Here is a 16237-nt window from a genome sequence, read left to right on the forward strand (position 1 = left end):
ACTAGCCTTGGTTTTTTGAGGCGCGTTCAAATGCTTCGATGATCGGCTGCAGACGCTCGCGCTTGAGCTTGAGCGCGGCCTGGTTGACCACCAGGCGCGAGGAGATCTCCATGATGTGCTCGACCTCGACGAGGTTGTTGGCGCGCAGCGTGCTGCCGGTGCTGACCAGGTCGACGATGGCGTCGGACAGGCCCACCAGCGGCGCCAGCTCCATCGAGCCGTACAACTTGATCAGGTCGACGTGCACGCCCTTGGCGGCGAAATGCTCGCGCGCGGTCTGCACGAACTTGGTCGCCACGCGCAGGCGCGCGCCCTGGCGCACCGCGGTGTCGTAGTCGAAGCCGGCCTTGACGGCGACCGACATGCGGCAGGCCGCGATGTTCAGGTCGATGGGCTGGTACAGGCCCTCGCCGCCGTGCTCGAGCAGCACGTCCTTGCCGGCCACGCCGAAGTCGGCGGCGCCGTATTGGACGTAGGTCGGCACGTCGGTGGCGCGCACGATGATGACGCGCACGTTCGGATCGTTGGTCTCCAGGATCAGCTTGCGCGAGGTTTCCGGATTGTCCAGCACCGTGATGCCGGCCGCTTCCAGCAGCGGCAGCGTGTCGTCGAAAATGCGGCCCTTCGACAGCGCCAGGATCAGCTGGGAGGTGTCGCCGTGGTTCGATCGGTTCATGGTCATCCCCTTATTTCACGCGCACGATGTCGGCGCCCACCGCCGACAACTTCACTTCCATGCGGTCGTAGCCGCGGTCGAGGTGGTAGATGCGGTCGATCAGGGTTTCGCCCTCGGCGGCCATGGCGGCGATCACCAGCGAGGCCGAGGCGCGCAGGTCGGTCGCCATCACGGGCGCGCCGCGCAGGCGCTCGACGCCGGCGATGATGGCGGTCTTGCCTTCGATGGTGATGGCCGCGCCCAGGCGGTTCATTTCCTGCACGTGCATGAAGCGGTTCTCGAAGATGGTCTCGGTGACGCGGCTGGCGCCGCCGGCGACGGTGTTGACGGCCATGAACTGCGCCTGCATGTCGGTCGGGAAGCCCGGGTATTCGGTGGTGCGGAAGCTCACCGGGGTCGGCCGGCGCGACATCTGCGCGCGGATCCAGTCCGGCCCGAAGGTCATCACCAGGCCCATGTCGCGCAGCTTGTCGAGGGCGGCGTCGAGGATGTCGACGCGGGTGTTTTTCAACGTGACGTCGCCGCCGGTGGCCGCGACGGCGCACAGGAAGGTGCCGGTTTCGATGCGGTCGGCGATGACGGCGTGGCTGGCGCCGTGCAGTTCGGCGACGCCCTGGATGACCAGGCGGTCGGTGCCGATGCCTTCGATCTTGGCGCCCATTTTCACCAGCAGGTTGGCCAGGTCGGTCACTTCCGGCTCGCGCGCGGCGTTTTCCAGGATGGTTTCGCCGTCGGCCAGGGTCGCCGCCATCAGCAGGTTCTCGGTGCCGGTGACGGTGATCATGTCGGTGACGATGCGGGTGCCCTTGAGCTTTTTGCACTTGGCGTAGATGTAGCCGCCCTCGATGGTGATCTCGGCGCCGAGCGCCTGCAAGCCCTTGATGTGCTGGTCGACCGGGCGCGAACCGATGGCGCAGCCGCCCGGCAGCGACACCTTGGCCTGGCCGAAGCGCGCCAGCAGCGGACCGAGTACCAGGATCGAGGCGCGCATGGTCTTGACCAGCTCGTAGGGCGCTTCCAGGGTGTCGATGGCGGCGCCGTTGAGCACCACGCGGTCGTCGTCCCGGGCGACCTTCAGGCCGGTCTGGCCGAGCAGCTTGAGCATGGTCTTGACGTCGTGCAGATGCGGCACGTTGCTCAGTTCCAGGTCGCCCGCGGTCAGCAGGCCGGCGCAGAGGATCGGCAGGGCGGCGTTCTTCGCGCCGGAGATGGCGATGTCGCCGGACAGGCGCTTGCCGCCTTGAATGAGGAGCTTATCCATGCTTGCTTATCCTTGGTATTCTTCTGGGGTCAGGGTTTTCATCGACAGCGCGTGGATTTCCTCGCGCATGCGGTCGCCCAGGGCCGCGTAGACCAGCTGGTGGCGCTGGATCAGGCGCTTGCCGGCGAAGGCCGGCGAGACGATCACGGCGGTGAAGTGCTGGCCATCGCCTTCCACTTCCAAATGGGTGCATTCGAGGCCGGCGGCGAGATAGCCGTGAATCAGTTCTGGGGTGGTGGTCACGATTTTTCCTTGGTGCGTAATAAGTGGTGTTGAATCAGGTATTCAAAGGCCGCTGGCCCGGACAAGAAACCAGAGGCGCGAACCCGGGGTCAGACCTTCTCGCCTTGGCGCTGGGGATCCGACCCCGGCTCCATGCCTGTGGTTGTAATGTATTCCCCGGCATCTTAACTTAACGGCTAGTGGCGCAGCCGGTAGCCGCTTTTCAGCAGGCGGATCGACAGCAGCGCCAGCATGATCAAAAAGCCGCCGACGATGGCCAGGCTAAGCAGCGGGTTGACGTCGGATTTGCCGAAAAAGCCGTAGCGAAAGCCGTCTATCATATAAAAGAACGGGTTCAAATGCGAGACCGATTGCCAGAACGGCGGCAAGGAGTGGATCGAATAGAACACGCCCGACAGGAAGGTGGCCGGCATGATCAGGAAATTCTGGAACGCCGCCAGCTGGTCGAACTTCTCGGCCCAGATGCCGGCGATCAAGCCCATGGTGCCGAGCATGGCCGCGCCCAGGAAGGCGAACAGCAAAATCCACAGCGGCGCCTCGAACGACAGGTCGGCGAACCAGACCGTGACGGCGAACACGCCGCCGCCGACGGCCAGGCCGCGCAGCACCGCCGCCAGCACGTAGGCCGAAAAAATCTCCCAATGCGACAACGGCGTGAGCAGCACAAACACCAGGTTGCCGGTGATTTTGGACTGGATCAGCGACGACGAGGCGTTGGCGAAGGCGTTTTGCAGCACGCTCATCATCACCAGGCCGGGAATCAGGAAGGCGGTGTAGCTGACGCCCGGGTGCACTTCGACGTGGCCTTCCAGCACGTGGCCGAACACCAGCAGGTACAGCATGGCCGTCAGCACCGGCGCGGCCACGGTCTGGGTCGCCACCTTCCAGAAGCGCAGCGTTTCTTTGTAGACCAGGGTGCGGAAACCCGTCGATATCATAATGTTCCCTTGTCCATGATCTGCAGGAAGATGTCTTCCAGATCGGCTTGTTGCAATTGCATTTCGTCGATCACGGCGCCGCTCTCGCGCAGGCGCGCCAGGATCTTCTCCACTTCGGCGTATTCGTTGACGCGCAGGCTGAACTTGTTCGGCGGCGCCGCCTCGTCCGGATGCGTGACCAGGTGGCGCAGGTCGGCCGGCAGCGCGCCGCTCTTCAGGTGCAGCACCAGTTGCGAGCCGGAGATGCGGCGGATCAGCGCCGACATCGTGTCCAGCGCCACCACCTTGCCGCTTTTGAGCATGGCGACGCGCTGGCACATGGCCTGCGCCTCTTCCAGGTAATGGGTGGTCAGCACCACGGTGTGGCCCTCGCGGTTCAGGCGCGCGATGAACTTCCACAGCGTCTGGCGCAGCTCCACGTCGACACCGGCGGTCGGCTCGTCGAGCACGATCACCGGCGGCTTGTGCACCAGCGCCTGGGCCACCAGCACGCGCCGCTTCATGCCGCCCGACAGCGCGCGCATATTCGTGTCGGCCTTGCTGGTGAGGTCGAGGTTTTCCATCACCTCGTCGATCCAGCGGTCGTTGTTGTTCAGGCCGAAATAACCCGATTGCAGGCGCAGCGTCTCGCGCACCGTGAAAAACGGGTCGAACACCAGTTCCTGCGGCACCACGCCGAGCGCTTTGCGGGCGGCGCGGAAGTCGCCGACGACGTCGTGGCCGTGGATCTTGACGCTGCCGCCATCGGGCCGGATCAGGCCGGCGATGATGGAGATCAAGGTGGTCTTGCCGGCGCCGTTCGGACCCAGCAGGCCGAAGAACTCGCCCTCTTCGATGGCCAGCGAGACGCCGCCCAGCGCCTTGAGCGACTTGTAGCTCTTCTCGACATTCGTAATTTGGATTGCTGTCATGCTTGGCTTCTGTATAGGGTGCTGCAATGTGGCGCGCCGGAGCGGCTCGGGTGCATGGGCCGGTCGGGTCGGCGCAACGCGAGCCGACATTGCCGACGCACAGGCGATTGTCCGGCCGTGCAACGTTCAATTATATGGGAAATTCAACTCGGAAGAGTCGAACCGGCAATTACCGGCTTGGAGCGCGGGAGCGGAACAGGGGTAGCGGCGGGGACAGGGTCAATGATGGTGCAGGTCGGCCGGACTGGCGTCGGTCGCCTTCAGCGTGCTCGACACGAGGTCGCAGACGCCGTACAGCCGGGTCAGGCTTTTCAGCTTGGGCGGCAGGTTCTTCAGTTCCAGCTTCAGGCCGGCCGCGTCGGCGGCGCGTTGCCACGCCAGCATCACCGACACGGCGGCCGAGTCGACCTGGCTGACGTTGCGCAGGTCGAACACGGTCTGGCCGGACTTGATCGCGTCGACACCCTGCTCCAACGCCGCCTTGGCGTTGAGCACTGTCAGCGAAGTCAGCGATTGCAGGGTATCGAGCGGGTCTGGCATGGTGGACTTCTCTGGCTTATTTGCTTGCGGCTTTGATCGGCTTGCTGGCGAGCTTCTTGTTCTTCTCGGCCAGGGTCTTGATCAGGCCGTCGACGCCCGATTTGCTGATTTCGCTGGCGAAACTGCCTTTGTAGGTTTCGACCAGCCACGCGCCCAGCACGTTGATGTCGTAGATCTTCCAGCCCGCCGGACCCTTGGCGACGCGGTAGTTCAGCATGACCGGCTCGCCGCGCGCGACGTTGACCTGGGAGCGCACTTCGACTTCGGTGTCGCTAGGCTGGGCGCGCAGGGCCTTGAATTCCACGGTTTCGTTCTTGACCTGCGACAAGGCGCCCGAGTAGGTGTAAATCAGCAGGGTGCGAAACTCCGCCGACAACAGTTTTTTCTGCTCGGCGGTGGCGTCGCGCCAGTGGCGTCCGGCGGCCAGCGCGGTCATGCGCTCGAAATCGACGTAGGGCAGGATTTTGCTTTCAACCAGGTCCATCACGCGGTTCTGGTTGCCGGCCTGGATTTCCTTGTCGGCCTTGGCCACTTCCAGCACTTCCTGGCTGATGCGCTTGACCAGCGCGTCCGGCGCTTCGTTGGCGGGGGCGGCGGCTTGGGCGCTCAGGGCGAAGGCCATGGCGGCGGCGCCTAGCAGTTGTTTCACTAATTTCATGTGTGTTTACCTTCCATATTGGTTGAACGGGTTACAGGCTGGCGTTGTGCCCGGCCGGCGCTTCCATGGTTAACTCTTTGACGGCCGGTTCGGATGACAGCGGCGCGGCGATTTCCGCGGCGACGGGTGCGCCGGCGCCGGTGTCGAGCGCGGCCGCGTCGTCCTTCTTGGCCTTGTTGCGCGGATTGCCGTCGGCGCCGAAAATCTTGTTTTCGCGTTGCTGCAAGTAACCGTCGCGGACGAATTCATAGCGGTCCAGCGCGGCGCCTTCCAGCAGGTTCGAGGCGTCGAGCAGGTAGGCGCGCTTGTCGATCAGGCGCACGCCGCTGCCGATGTTGCGCACGTTGACCGGGTCCTTGTAGCCCCACGGGTCGGCCTTGATGTCGAGCGGCAACGCGACCGTGTCGCGCATCGTCGACGGTCCCAGCAGCGGCAGCATGATATACGGGCCGGACGTGACGCCCCAGTAACCGAGGGTCTGGCCGAAGTCTTCGTCGTGCTTGGTCAAGCCCGCCTCGCTGGCGATGTCGAACAAGCCCAGTATACCGAAACTGGAATTGAGCATCACACGGGTGAAGTCGGACATGCCGGCCTCGCCCTTGCCCTGCATCAGGTTGTTGGCGGAACTCCAGACGTCGGCCAGGTTGCCGAAAAAATTGCCGACCCCGGTTTGCACGAACGACGGCAGCACCGCCTTGTAGACCTTGGCCACCGGCTTGAGCGCGACCTTGTCGACGGTGTCGTTGAAGGTGAACACGCCGCGGTTGAAACCCTCGAACGGATCGTTCGGATTGTTGGCGGTGGCGCAACCGCCCAGTGCGGCGGTGGCGGCCAGCGCGAAGGCGAGCTTGCTCAGGTTCATGGCGGTGGTCTTGGTGCTGTGGCTCATTTACTATCCTTTCCTTCCGCAGCCTTGCTGTAGATGAACTGATTGATCAGGTCTTCCAGCACGGTGGCAGATTGGGTCCTGCTGATTTTATCGCCGGTCACCAGATTGTTGGTGTCGCCGCCCGCTTCAATGCCGATGTATTGCTCACCCAGCAGGCCGGCCGTCAAAATCTTCGCCGAGCTGTCCTTGGGAAATTTATACCCTTCTTCGATATGCATCGTGACCAGGGCTTGGTATTGCTTGTCGTCAAATGTGATATTCGCCACCCGGCCCACCACCACGCCCGCGCCCTTGACTGGCGCCTGCGGCCGCAAGCCGCCGATATTGTCGAATTTGGCGGTCACGGCATAGGTCTTGGCAAACGAGATGGTGCTCATGTTACCGGCCTTCAAGGCCAGGAACATCAGCGCGATCACGCCCAGCAGCACAAACAAACCCACCCATACATCCATTGATTTACGTTGCATAACAATCCTAAATGATTTTCGCCAGCAGGCTTGTTCTGCTGACATACGATTCGACTACTTGCTGAACATCAAAGCCGTCATCATGAAATCCAGCCACCACACCATCAGCGAGGAAATCACGACCGTGCGCGTGGTCGCGCCGGCGACGTCTTCCGGGGTCGGCTCGGCCTGGTACCCCTGGAACAAGGCGATAAAGGTGATGGCGACGCCAAACACCATGCTTTTGATGAAACCGTTGGCGATGTCTTTCCAGATATCGACGCCGCTTTGCATCTGCGACCAGAACGAGCCCTCGTCGACGCCGATCAACTGCACGCCGACCAGGTAGGCGCCGAAAATGCCGACCGCGGTAAAAATCGCCTGCAGCAAGGGCATGGCGATCACGCCGGCCCAAAAGCGCGGCGCCAGCACCCGTTGGATCGGGTTCACTGCCATCATTTCCATCGCCGACAATTGCTCGCCGGCCTTCATCAAGCCGATTTCGGCCGTCAGCGAGGTGCCGGCGCGCCCGGCGAACAGCAGCCCGGTGACGACCGGACCGAGTTCGCGCGTCAGCGACAGCGCCACCAGCAGGCCGAGCGCCTGCTCGGAGCCGTATTTGTTGAGCGTGTAATAACCTTGCAGGCCCAGCACCATGCCGACGAACAGGCCGGAGACGACGATGATGACCAGCGAATGGGTGCCGAGGAAATACAGCTGTTCGGTCAGCAGGCGCGGCCGCCGCAGCAGGCCGCCCGAGGCGCCCAGCACGGTGAAGAAGGCGCGCATGGTGAAGCCCAGCGTTTCGACCGCGGTGCGCAGCCAGGCGCCGATGGCCGCCAGGACATCGAGGGCGATCATGCGGACCTCCCCAGACCCAGGTCGTCGGCCAGCGAGCGGCCCGGATAGTGGAAGGGCACCGGGCCGTCGGCCTCGGCGTGCACGAATTGCTTGACGTAGGGGTGGTTCGACGCGGCCATCTCGACCGGCGTGCCATGCGCAACGACTTTCCCCGACGACAGGAAATACACGTAGTCGGCGATGGCGAAGCATTCCTTGACGTCGTGCGAGACCAGGATCGAGGTCGAGCCGAGCGCGTCGTTCAGGTTGCGGATCAGGTTGGCGGCGACGCCCATGGAAATCGGGTCGAGTCCGGCGAAGGGCTCGTCGTACATGATCAGTTCCGGGTCGAGCGCGATGGCGCGCGCCAGCGCGACGCGGCGGCCCATGCCGCCGGAAATTTCGGCCGGCTTCAACTGGGCGGCGTTGCGCAGGCCGACCGCGTGCAATTTCATCAGCACCAGGTTGCGGATCAACTCTTCCGGCAAGTCGGTGTGCTCGCGCAGCGGGAAGGCGACGTTTTCAAACGCGGTCAGGTCGGTGAACAGGGCGCCGTGCTGGAACAGCATGCCCATTTTGCGGCGCAACTGGTATAACTCGTCGGTTTCCAGCGAATGGACGATTTGGCCGTCGACGTTGACCGAGCCCGAGCTGGGGCGCAACTGGCCGCCGATCAGGCGCAACACCGTGGTCTTGCCGCTACCGGAACCGCCCATGACGGCAACCACTTTGCCGCGTGGGAAATCCATCTGAAGGCCCGATAAAATCGAACGCTTTCCATAGGCAAAGTGTAGATCGCGGATTTCGACAAGATTAGGCACAACGAAGCTCTTTTTTTTTAATGGCGTATTGTAGTGCAGAACTACCAATGTCTGCAGAGGGCGGCCTTTTTTGGACCTCAAAAAAGTTAAGAATACAACATTAATGAACGAATAGTCAGATATTCAATTGTAAAAATGTTGCAATGTGCCAATACGCAACACCTGCGCGGCGCCGCTACGGGACGCGGCGGCCCCGCCTGGCCCCGGTTTGACGCCTTTGCTTCATTTTATCGCCGCCGCTACAGCTTACTTGAGAAACAAGTCGCGGTCCGGCGCGAAATGCGCGTACAAGGGCAGGAAGGCGCCGCCGACGGCGCGCGCGTCGGCGCCGACGGTGCCGCCCAGCACCTGCGGGCGGGCGGTGCCCTCCCAGCTATAGCATTCCTGCGCGCGCTCGACCTGGGCCAGCAACTGGTCGAGCAAGCCGCGGTCGAACGAGCCGTCGATGATCACCCCCTCCAAGTCGAGCAGGCAGGTGGCGCTGTTGATGGCCAGCGCGATGGCGCGCGCGGCGTCGTCGAGCCAGGTGACGGTGTGCGTAACGAAGGGTTCCTGCAGCGCGCGCCCGTCGTGGGCGGCGGCCGGGTCCAGCCCGGCCAGGCTGAACAACTGCTCCAGGTTGAACAGCGAGGCGTCGCCCAGCAACTGGCCGGGCGGGTTCCTGGCGCCGGCCGTGGCCAGGCCGAGCGGAAAGGAGCCGACGGCGCCGGCGTTGCCGTGCAGGCCGCCGTGCAAATGGCTGTTGATGACCAGGCCGCCGCCGATGAAGGTACCGACGAACACGTACAGGAAGTTCTTGATGCTGCGCCCGCGCCCGAGCACCAGTTCGGCGACGCAGGCCGCCGCCGTGTCCTTCGCGAACTCGACCGGCAATGGCGTCATCGCCTGGACGCGCTGGCGAATGTCGATGTGGTCCCACTCGTTGGCTTGTTCCGGCGCCATCTCCAACAGGTTTTGCCAGCCGCCCAGTTGAAACGGCGCGGCGATGCCGATGCCGCACAGGCGCGGCAGCAGCTTCGGCCCCAGCAGCACGGCCATGCTCTTCAGTGCCGACTCGATCTGGCCGAACACGGTGTCGGCTGCGGGGAAGGGGTAGGACAGCGAAAAGCGCTCGCGCGTCTTGCCGACGAAGTCGACCAGCAACACGTCCAGGCTGCGCCGGCCTATCTTGATACCGATCGAAAAAGCGCCGTCCGGATTGAGCATGATCGGCACCGATGGCTGGCCGACCTTGCCGCGCACCGGCGCGAGTTTGCTGACCAAACCCTCCTCGAGCAAGCGATTGATAATCAGGGAAACCGTTTGCGTGCTCAGATTGGTCAGCCGGGCCAGGTCGGCCTTCGGCATGCTACCGTGCAAGCGCACCGCCTGCAGCACCACCCGCTCGTTGAACTGGCTCATACCGATCTGGTTCGAGCCGCGCGGCCGCAGCCATTGAATATCGTCGTTGGCCGCTTGCGGCGCGGACGACTCGGTAAAGGTGTCTAACATGATGGGGCTGGGTCCGATTTCTACAGGCGTAAAACACATTCATTTTATTACATATCCAGCGGCCCGCCCCGCCGCATGCCAGAACGGCCAAGGCGCCGCCGGCGGCAAAACAACGCCGCGGCGCCGAACCGCGGTCAGACCCCGCGGGTCCGACCCCCTTGCTTGTCAGCGTAAAGCTAGGCCGCCAACGGCGCGCCAAGCACACCCTTCTTGAACAGGAAGTTCGCGTAAGGCTGCATTTCCCCGGTCTGCACGATAGCGTAGGCGCCCTTGACGCGCGCATAAAAAGCGAAGCGCTCAAGCGCCTCGCACTGCGCCGGCTGGGCCGCGCCGCTGTCGGCGAACTGCGCCAGCAAGTCGCGCTGCAAGCCCGACAAATAGCCGTCGGCCGTCTCGCACACCTTCATGAAGGCGACCGGCTGGCGCACCTTGTCGTCCAGCGGCAACACCGACAACACCGCCGCGCAGGCGCGCGCCAGGTCGACGCCCGGCAAGCGCACCAGCGGCTTGCCGGCGCCCAAGGTCTGGCCGGTGAAGTTGGCGTCGACCAGCACGACTTCGTCGCCATGGCCCATTTCGCACAAGATCTTCAGCAATTCCGGGCTGAGTAGTGGATCGATTCCTTTAAGCACGGGCTTCCTCCGGTAATTCCTCGACGTTCTTGGCGCCGGTCATCACGGCAACGGTGTCGGACATGCTGATGTGCTTAGGATTGACGACGGCGACGCGCCGGCCGAGCCGCTGGATGTGGATGCGGTCGGCGATCTCGAACACATGCGGCATATTGTGGCTAATTAAAATCACCGGCAGGCCGCGGTCGCGCACGTTGCGGATCAGCTCGAGCACCATATTGCCCTCCTTGACGCCGAGCGCGGCGGTCGGCTCGTCGAGGATCACGACATGCTTGGCGAAAGCGGTGCTGCGCGCCACCGCCACACCCTGGCGCTGGCCGCCGGACAGGGTGCCGACGGCTTGCTTCATGGAACGGATGCCGATCTTCAGATCGCGCATATGGGCCTCGGCCTCAGCCAGCATCTTTTTCTTGTCGATGATGCGCAGGAACCTGGAAATCATGCCCGGACGCAGCAACTCGCGGCCGAGGAACAGGTTCTCGGCAATCGTCATCGCCGGGGCCACGGCCAAGTCCTGGTACACCGTCTCGATGCCGTAACGGCGCGCGTCGATGGGCGACTTGAAATGCACCGGCTTGCCGTCGAGCAGCATCTCGCCCTCGTCGGGCACGGTGGCGCCCGACAGGGCCTTGATCAGCGAGGACTTGCCGGCGCCGTTGTCGCCGATGACGGCGAGGATTTCACCCGGCAGCAAATCGAAATCGGTGCCGTCGAGGGCGGTTACACTACCGTAGCGCTTGACCAGGCCGCGGGCCTGGAATACGGGTTGCACATTGCTTGTCATGATGATCAACCTTTCTTATGTGTAAGTTGATCGGTTGCCACTGCCAAGATTACCAGGATGCCCGTCACCAGGATCTGGTACACCGAGGACACGCCCATCAGGGTCAGGCCGTTGCGGAACACGCCGACGATCAGCACGCCGACCAGGGTGCCCATGATGGAGCCGCGCCCGCCGAACAGGCTGGTGCCGCCGAGCACGACCGCGGTGATGCTGTCGAGGTTGTCGGTCTGGCCGCCCTGCGGATCGCCGACGCCCATGCGCGCCACCGACATCAGCGCGGCAATGCCGTAGCACAGTCCGGCCAGCATGTAGACGCCCAGCAAAACCTTATTGGTGGCGATACCGGTCAGCCGCGCCGACTCGGGGTTGTTGCCGACCGCGTAGATGTGCCGGCCCGGCGCGGTGTCGCGCAGGAACAGCCAGGTCAGCACGTACAGCCCCAGCATCAGCACGGTGCCGAAGGTGAAGGTGGCTTGGCCGATTTGGAAGGTGTTGCCGAAAAAACCCATCGATTCCGGCAGCCCGGTGATGGTTTGGGCTTGCGAGTACAACTGTGTGACGGCGAAGGCGATGTTCATCGTGCCCAGCGTGACAATAAACGCCGGCAACTTGATCGAGGTGACCAGGGCGCCGTTGATAAAGCCGATCAGCACGGTGACGGCGATGCCGCACAGCACCGCCAGATAGGGGTTCATGCCGAGGTCGACGGCGAATTTGGTCATGACGACCGATCCCAGCGCCATCGCCATGCCGCACGACAAATCGATGCCGGCGGTCAAGATGATCAGCGTCTGGCCGATCGCGATGATGCCGACGACCATCACTTGCTGCAATATCAGGGAAAAATTCTGGCCGCTGAAGAAACGCTCGCTCTGCGACGCGAAGAACAGGCAGGCGGCGAGCAAGGCGATAACCGGCCCCAGTGTTGCGATCGACGGCAGAAATTTCGGGAGGGAGGAACTCATACATTATCCATATTCAATAGGGGAAAAGGGGGCGCGCCGGCGGCCGCGGTCGGCAGGGCGCTTGGCCCGCCAGAGCGCGGCCGCCGGCGTGGGCTTATTTACCCCAGCAAGAGCTCAGGCCGAACACCGTGTCGCGGCTCTCGACGCCTTTTTGCGCCTTGTCGCTGATCAGGGTAACGCCGGTGTCGACGTAGCCGCTGGCCTTTTTCCCGCTCTTGGCGTACTCGACGCCGGCTTCGACGCCCAGGCCCGCCATGTTCAGCGGATACTGTTGCGAGGTCGCCGCGATGACGCCGGCCTTGACGTCGCGCACGCCGGCGCAGCCGCCATCGACCGAGACGATCATCACGTTCTTTTCCTTGCCGAGGGCCTTGAGCGCCTTGTAGGCGCCGGCGGCGGCCGGTTCGTTGATGGTGTACACCAGGTTGATGTCGGGATTTTTCTGCAGGCAGTTTTCCATCGCCGTCTGGCCTTTGCCCTGGTCGCCGAAGCTGTCGGCCATGCAGACCACGTCGGCGGTTTTGACCAGCTCGATCGTCTTGGCGCTGACGCCCGGCGCGCCGAAGCCCGCCAGGAAACCGTTGTGGCGGGAAATACCGACAGGATGGCCGGGGAACAAGTCCAGCGTGGCGATTTTGGCGGGCTTGCCGGCGAAGGCCGCCTTGGCGTATTGGCCGATCAGCAAGCCGGCCTTGTAATTGTCGGTGGCGAACAGCGCGTCGGTGGCGTCCTGCGGCTCGGTCGGGCTGTCGAGGGCGATCACCAGCACGCCGGCGGCGCGGGCCTTCTTAATGGCCGGCACGATGGCCTTCGAATCGTTGGGCGTGATCATGATCGCCTTGGCGCCGGCGGCCACCATGTTTTCAATCGCCGTGACCTGGCCGGCGTTGTCGCCGTCGGCGCGCCCGGCCGCCGTCAACAGCTTGGCGCCCTTCAGTTTGGCGCGGTGCTGCGCGCCTTCCTTCATTTTCACGAAGAAGGGATTAGTATCGGTCTTGGTGATCAGGCCGACGATTGGTTCCTCGGCCATGGCGACGCCGCCGGTTGCCGTTAAGATAGCCAGTGCGATGCAGTGTTTGACGTTCATGTTGCTGTCTCCAGAATCTATTTGTTTTACCGGGAGGGCGAGTGCCTCGGCCTGGGGCGCCACCGCCAACGGCGGCACCCAAGTTCAATATACCCCCGGATAATTAATAAAACAAGTGCTTTTATATATTTTGCGGGCCAAAAAATTGGCCTGTGCGGCCCGCTTGCGACCGGGTTTAAAACCAGGTTTCAACCTGCACGCCAGCCGAGGCGCCCTCGGTCTTGCCACCGAACACGCCGGTGCTCGACAAGGCGCTGCCGGCCGCCGCGGCTTGCTGCGCCGCCTTATTCCACTTCGCGTAAGTAAGGAACAGGCGCAACTCCGGACGCGACCAGAAATTCTTCGCCAGCGCGACCGTCGGCGCAAACGTCACCTTGCTCAATTGCTGCGCCGCGCCGCCGCTACGCGAGGTGATGCGGTCGTGGCCCACTTCCAGTTGCAGCTTGAAATTGTCGGTCAAGGCGTAGACCGGGCGCACGCCGGCCGAGGTCCAGGTCTGGCTACCGGCGTCGCTCTTATCCTTCTGCACCAGGACCACGGCCGAGCCGCCGAACTCCGGCGTTACCTGCCAGTACAAGGTGTCGAACACACGGGTGCGGGTGACGTCCGAAGCGAAGGCCAGGCTGTCGGTGCCGCCGATCTTGATACCCGGGCCGACGCCGTACTGCACGCCGAACACGTTGTCGCCGCCCAGCACCTTGTTCTGCTTGTGCAGCGCAGACAGCGACCAGCCATTGTGCGTATTTGCCACCGAACTGTCGGCCTTGATCAGGGTCAGGTCGAACTTCAGCGTGCCGTCCGTGTTTACCGGCAATTCCTCGTAGCTGAAGATGTGACGGCTGGCGTCAGAATCGCGGGCGTTGTTGTTGCGCATCAAGGCGTAGCTGAACTTGCCCGGGCCGGCCGGAATCGACTGCACGCCGGCGCCGATGCCGTCGCCGTGGATGTACTTGAAATCGATGATATGGATGTCCGGACGGTCATAGAAACGCTTGCCGACCCACAAGGTGGCGCCGTTGAGAAACTCCAGATTCTTGGCTTCCATGAACACCTCGCCCAGCTTGAAGCTCTTGTCCGAATCGGATACGCCCACGCCGTCCTGGAACACCGTGCGCACTGTGCCGACGAAACTAACGCCGTTAGTGGCCTTGGCCAGCTCCTTGGTGTATGCCAACTCGCCATAGGTCGTGCATTCATTGCCCAGGCGGTAGTCGCCGGCGCCCGGCAGGCTATAGCACGCCTGCGAACCGTCGGACGAATTGCTACCCGCGCCAGTGCGGAAGTAGCCGTGGAAAATGCCTTCCGCCTCGCCGGCCGAGGCATGCCCCATCAGCGTGCCCAGCACGGCCATAGCAACTGCGCATTTGTTCATCGTTTTCATTGATTTCATCTCCGTTTTTATCGGTGCGGCCTTCAGACCACACGGTTTTTTCCGGGCGCCGCTGTGGGTGCGACGCCTTGTTTGGCGAGGGCAAATTTCCCCAGTTCCACGGTGCCGTTGCCAGCCCGTAAATTAATAAATCACTTTGATTTATTAACGTAAACAATAATCCTGTTTGAGCTGGGCAGTAAAGACCTAGTTTGCGTCAAGGCAAAAATACAACAAACGCGGGAGGAAGAGGGAGAGAAGGCCGGCGCCCAAGCGCACCCTTGCTTGCGGCGCGCGAGAGCCACACCGTCAGTTCTTATGCGGACTACCGGTTCGGCGACGCCAAGGAAGAGCAGGAATAACTTGAGTTGATAGGAGGTGATCTGGGCCGAATGCCGGGCGATTGCCCTTTGGCCCGCCCTGCGGCTGGGTTAGCCTACTCAGGCGCGCAGCCTGCCGAGAGCAACTTGCGGCCTACCGCCCAGAGCGCCGGTGGCCTGTTCGTTACTGATAGGCGTCTTGACCGACGTAGCCGCCGGCGTCGACGTCGATGCCGGGCAGCGCGGCCGGTCGATAACTCGGGCGGCGATACGTTCAAAAATACATTGCAAATCAACGGATTGTGCGCGCTAAATCATGGCCAAGCCACTTGCGTCAGATGGCGGATTTCAACGTCATATTTCTGGTCTTTTCCGATGTTCTTACTTTACACGCTTGAGCAAAATGGTATGCGCGTGATTGCGGGCCCGCCGCCGCCGTCCGTACCCTTGAGCACCTCGACGCTGTTGGCCATCTGGGCGATCGCCGGCAATTGGTCCGGTGCCGGCTCGGCCCTTGTCGTCCTTGAGGCCGGCGTTGTGCTTTTGCGCGGTGCCGGCCATGCTCAGTTGCAGTTCGTGGCTGCGCTCGATCTGCGACTGCGCCTCCTTCGAGTCGAGCTGGCTGCCGCTGGCGCCGTTGCGGGCGTCGCTCGACAGCAGCATCCCTTGGCCGGCGCGCAGCGCGGCGGCGTGCTCGGTTTTCAATTCGGCGCCGAAGCCGGCCTTGGCCAGGCGCTGGTTGTCGCTCTGGTGGCGCAGGTGGCCAGGTTCAGCTCGTCGGTGCCGCGGTGCGCCTTGGCGTGGCGCCGCAGCGACGGGCGCGACCGGCCAAATGGGCTTTCAAACGTCCATGTAACGCCACACAGTCAAGCCGTACGCGGAACCAAGGTTGAGCATCAATTCGCCTTGTTGGTACGATTTTACTTGCGGCGGAATATCAAGCACTTCCCACCGGCCCGTCTTGGGGCACGGCTGACCCGCAGTTGCGCGAAGCTCTCCGTCTGGCTGCACCGGAGCGCCTGAGTGAGTCGGCTCAGCCTGTATGCTTCTGGCGAAATCAACCAAATCCTTCGGATAAAATTGCGCGTCGCGGAAGCTGCGGTCGTCAATGTCGAGCAGGTAGGTGATGGCGGCGGCTTCCCATGCCCAGTAACCCATGAAGCTCGTGCCTCGGGTATGGCTGTCGTGATATGGCTCGCGGCGGCTGGCATGGTACCAGTCGTCCAGGTATCCCGTCATCAACTCGGGACGTTTCTCCTTTGGGGCTACAAATATTGTGACTATTCAGCCTGAGCGTACAGCGTAGAAAGTTGTTGTAAACGAATCGTGGATAACGCATCATGCGTGCATGCCACCAAAACCGCCC

Annotated in this window: 19 protein-coding genes; all 19 read right to left on the reverse strand. The window is 62.9% G+C overall.

The window, feature by feature from the left end; all coding sequences use genetic code 11:
• Position 1: 1 nt before the first annotated feature.
• On the reverse strand, positions 2–682 hold the full coding sequence (gene hisG, locus ACFDR9_RS06895) for an ATP phosphoribosyltransferase (protein WP_017878326.1): 681 nt from the start codon (positions 680–682) through the stop codon (positions 2–4).
• A 4-nt stretch (positions 683–686) separates the two neighbouring features.
• Positions 687–1937 (reverse strand): UDP-N-acetylglucosamine 1-carboxyvinyltransferase, encoded by a 1251-nt coding sequence (gene murA, locus ACFDR9_RS06900; RefSeq protein ID WP_409030525.1) that lies wholly within the window; start codon positions 1935–1937, stop codon positions 687–689.
• A gap of 6 nt (positions 1938–1943) precedes the next feature.
• Positions 1944–2180, reverse strand: a complete 237-nt coding sequence (locus ACFDR9_RS06905) for a BolA family protein (protein ID WP_017878324.1) — start codon at positions 2178–2180, stop codon at positions 1944–1946.
• 176 nt (positions 2181–2356) lie between these two features.
• Complete coding sequence (locus tag ACFDR9_RS06910) at positions 2357–3118, reverse strand: ABC transporter permease (protein ID WP_409030526.1); 762 nt, start codon at positions 3116–3118, stop codon at positions 2357–2359.
• Positions 3115–4029, reverse strand: coding sequence for an ABC transporter ATP-binding protein (locus ACFDR9_RS06915; RefSeq protein ID WP_409030527.1), 915 nt, complete (start codon positions 4027–4029; stop codon positions 3115–3117). Before ACFDR9_RS06915 ends, ACFDR9_RS06910 begins: the two co-directional genes overlap by 4 nt.
• 219 nt (positions 4030–4248) lie before the next feature.
• Positions 4249–4569: a lipid asymmetry maintenance protein MlaB gene (locus tag ACFDR9_RS06920; RefSeq protein WP_017878321.1), complete on the reverse strand. Its 321-nt coding sequence runs from the start codon at positions 4567–4569 to the stop codon at positions 4249–4251.
• A 16-nt stretch (positions 4570–4585) separates the two neighbouring features.
• Positions 4586–5227 (reverse strand): phospholipid-binding protein MlaC, encoded by a 642-nt coding sequence (locus ACFDR9_RS06925; protein ID WP_017878320.1) that lies wholly within the window; start codon positions 5225–5227, stop codon positions 4586–4588.
• Between the two features lie 31 nt (positions 5228–5258).
• On the reverse strand, positions 5259–6116 hold the full coding sequence (locus tag ACFDR9_RS06930) for a VacJ family lipoprotein (RefSeq protein ID WP_409030528.1): 858 nt from the start codon (positions 6114–6116) through the stop codon (positions 5259–5261).
• Entirely contained in the window at positions 6113–6583 is a 471-nt protein-coding gene (mlaD, locus tag ACFDR9_RS06935; RefSeq protein ID WP_026133252.1) for an outer membrane lipid asymmetry maintenance protein MlaD, read from the reverse strand. The genes ACFDR9_RS06930 and mlaD overlap by 4 nt, the downstream gene beginning before the upstream one ends.
• Before the next feature lie 54 nt (positions 6584–6637).
• Positions 6638–7423 (reverse strand): lipid asymmetry maintenance ABC transporter permease subunit MlaE, encoded by a 786-nt coding sequence (gene mlaE / locus ACFDR9_RS06940; protein ID WP_017878317.1) that lies wholly within the window; start codon positions 7421–7423, stop codon positions 6638–6640.
• Positions 7420–8223 carry an ABC transporter ATP-binding protein gene (locus tag ACFDR9_RS06945; protein WP_026133251.1) on the reverse strand — a complete coding sequence of 268 codons (804 nt, stop codon included), beginning with the start codon at positions 8221–8223 and terminating at the stop codon, positions 7420–7422. The genes mlaE and ACFDR9_RS06945 overlap by 4 nt, the downstream gene beginning before the upstream one ends.
• A 246-nt stretch (positions 8224–8469) precedes the next feature.
• Positions 8470–9714 (reverse strand): ROK family transcriptional regulator, encoded by a 1245-nt coding sequence (locus ACFDR9_RS06950; protein WP_017878315.1) that lies wholly within the window; start codon positions 9712–9714, stop codon positions 8470–8472.
• Between the two features lie 176 nt (positions 9715–9890).
• Positions 9891–10346 carry an RbsD/FucU family protein gene (locus ACFDR9_RS06955; protein WP_026133249.1) on the reverse strand — a complete coding sequence of 152 codons (456 nt, stop codon included), beginning with the start codon at positions 10344–10346 and terminating at the stop codon, positions 9891–9893.
• Positions 10339–11130 carry an ATP-binding cassette domain-containing protein gene (locus tag ACFDR9_RS06960; RefSeq protein WP_035788861.1) on the reverse strand — a complete coding sequence of 264 codons (792 nt, stop codon included), beginning with the start codon at positions 11128–11130 and terminating at the stop codon, positions 10339–10341. The genes ACFDR9_RS06955 and ACFDR9_RS06960 overlap by 8 nt, the downstream gene beginning before the upstream one ends.
• Positions 11131–11135: 5 nt before the next feature.
• Positions 11136–12095, reverse strand: coding sequence for an ABC transporter permease (locus ACFDR9_RS06965; RefSeq protein WP_026133248.1), 960 nt, complete (start codon positions 12093–12095; stop codon positions 11136–11138).
• A gap of 94 nt (positions 12096–12189) precedes the next feature.
• Entirely contained in the window at positions 12190–13182 is a 993-nt protein-coding gene (locus tag ACFDR9_RS06970) for a sugar ABC transporter substrate-binding protein (protein WP_409030529.1), read from the reverse strand.
• A gap of 175 nt (positions 13183–13357) precedes the next feature.
• Positions 13358–14572 carry a maltoporin gene (locus ACFDR9_RS06975; RefSeq protein ID WP_409030530.1) on the reverse strand — a complete coding sequence of 405 codons (1215 nt, stop codon included), beginning with the start codon at positions 14570–14572 and terminating at the stop codon, positions 13358–13360.
• A 680-nt stretch (positions 14573–15252) separates the two neighbouring features.
• Positions 15253–15576 (reverse strand): type VI secretion system Vgr family protein, encoded by a 324-nt coding sequence (locus ACFDR9_RS06980; protein WP_409030531.1) that lies wholly within the window; start codon positions 15574–15576, stop codon positions 15253–15255.
• A gap of 135 nt (positions 15577–15711) precedes the next feature.
• On the reverse strand, positions 15712–16155 hold the full coding sequence (locus tag ACFDR9_RS06985) for a PoNe immunity protein domain-containing protein (protein WP_409030532.1): 444 nt from the start codon (positions 16153–16155) through the stop codon (positions 15712–15714).
• Between the last annotated feature and the right edge of the window lie 82 nt (positions 16156–16237).

Origin of the sequence: Janthinobacterium sp. CG_23.3 (genome assembly GCF_046115965.1) — a bacterium.
Classification (GTDB): domain Bacteria; phylum Pseudomonadota; class Gammaproteobacteria; order Burkholderiales; family Burkholderiaceae_D; genus Janthinobacterium.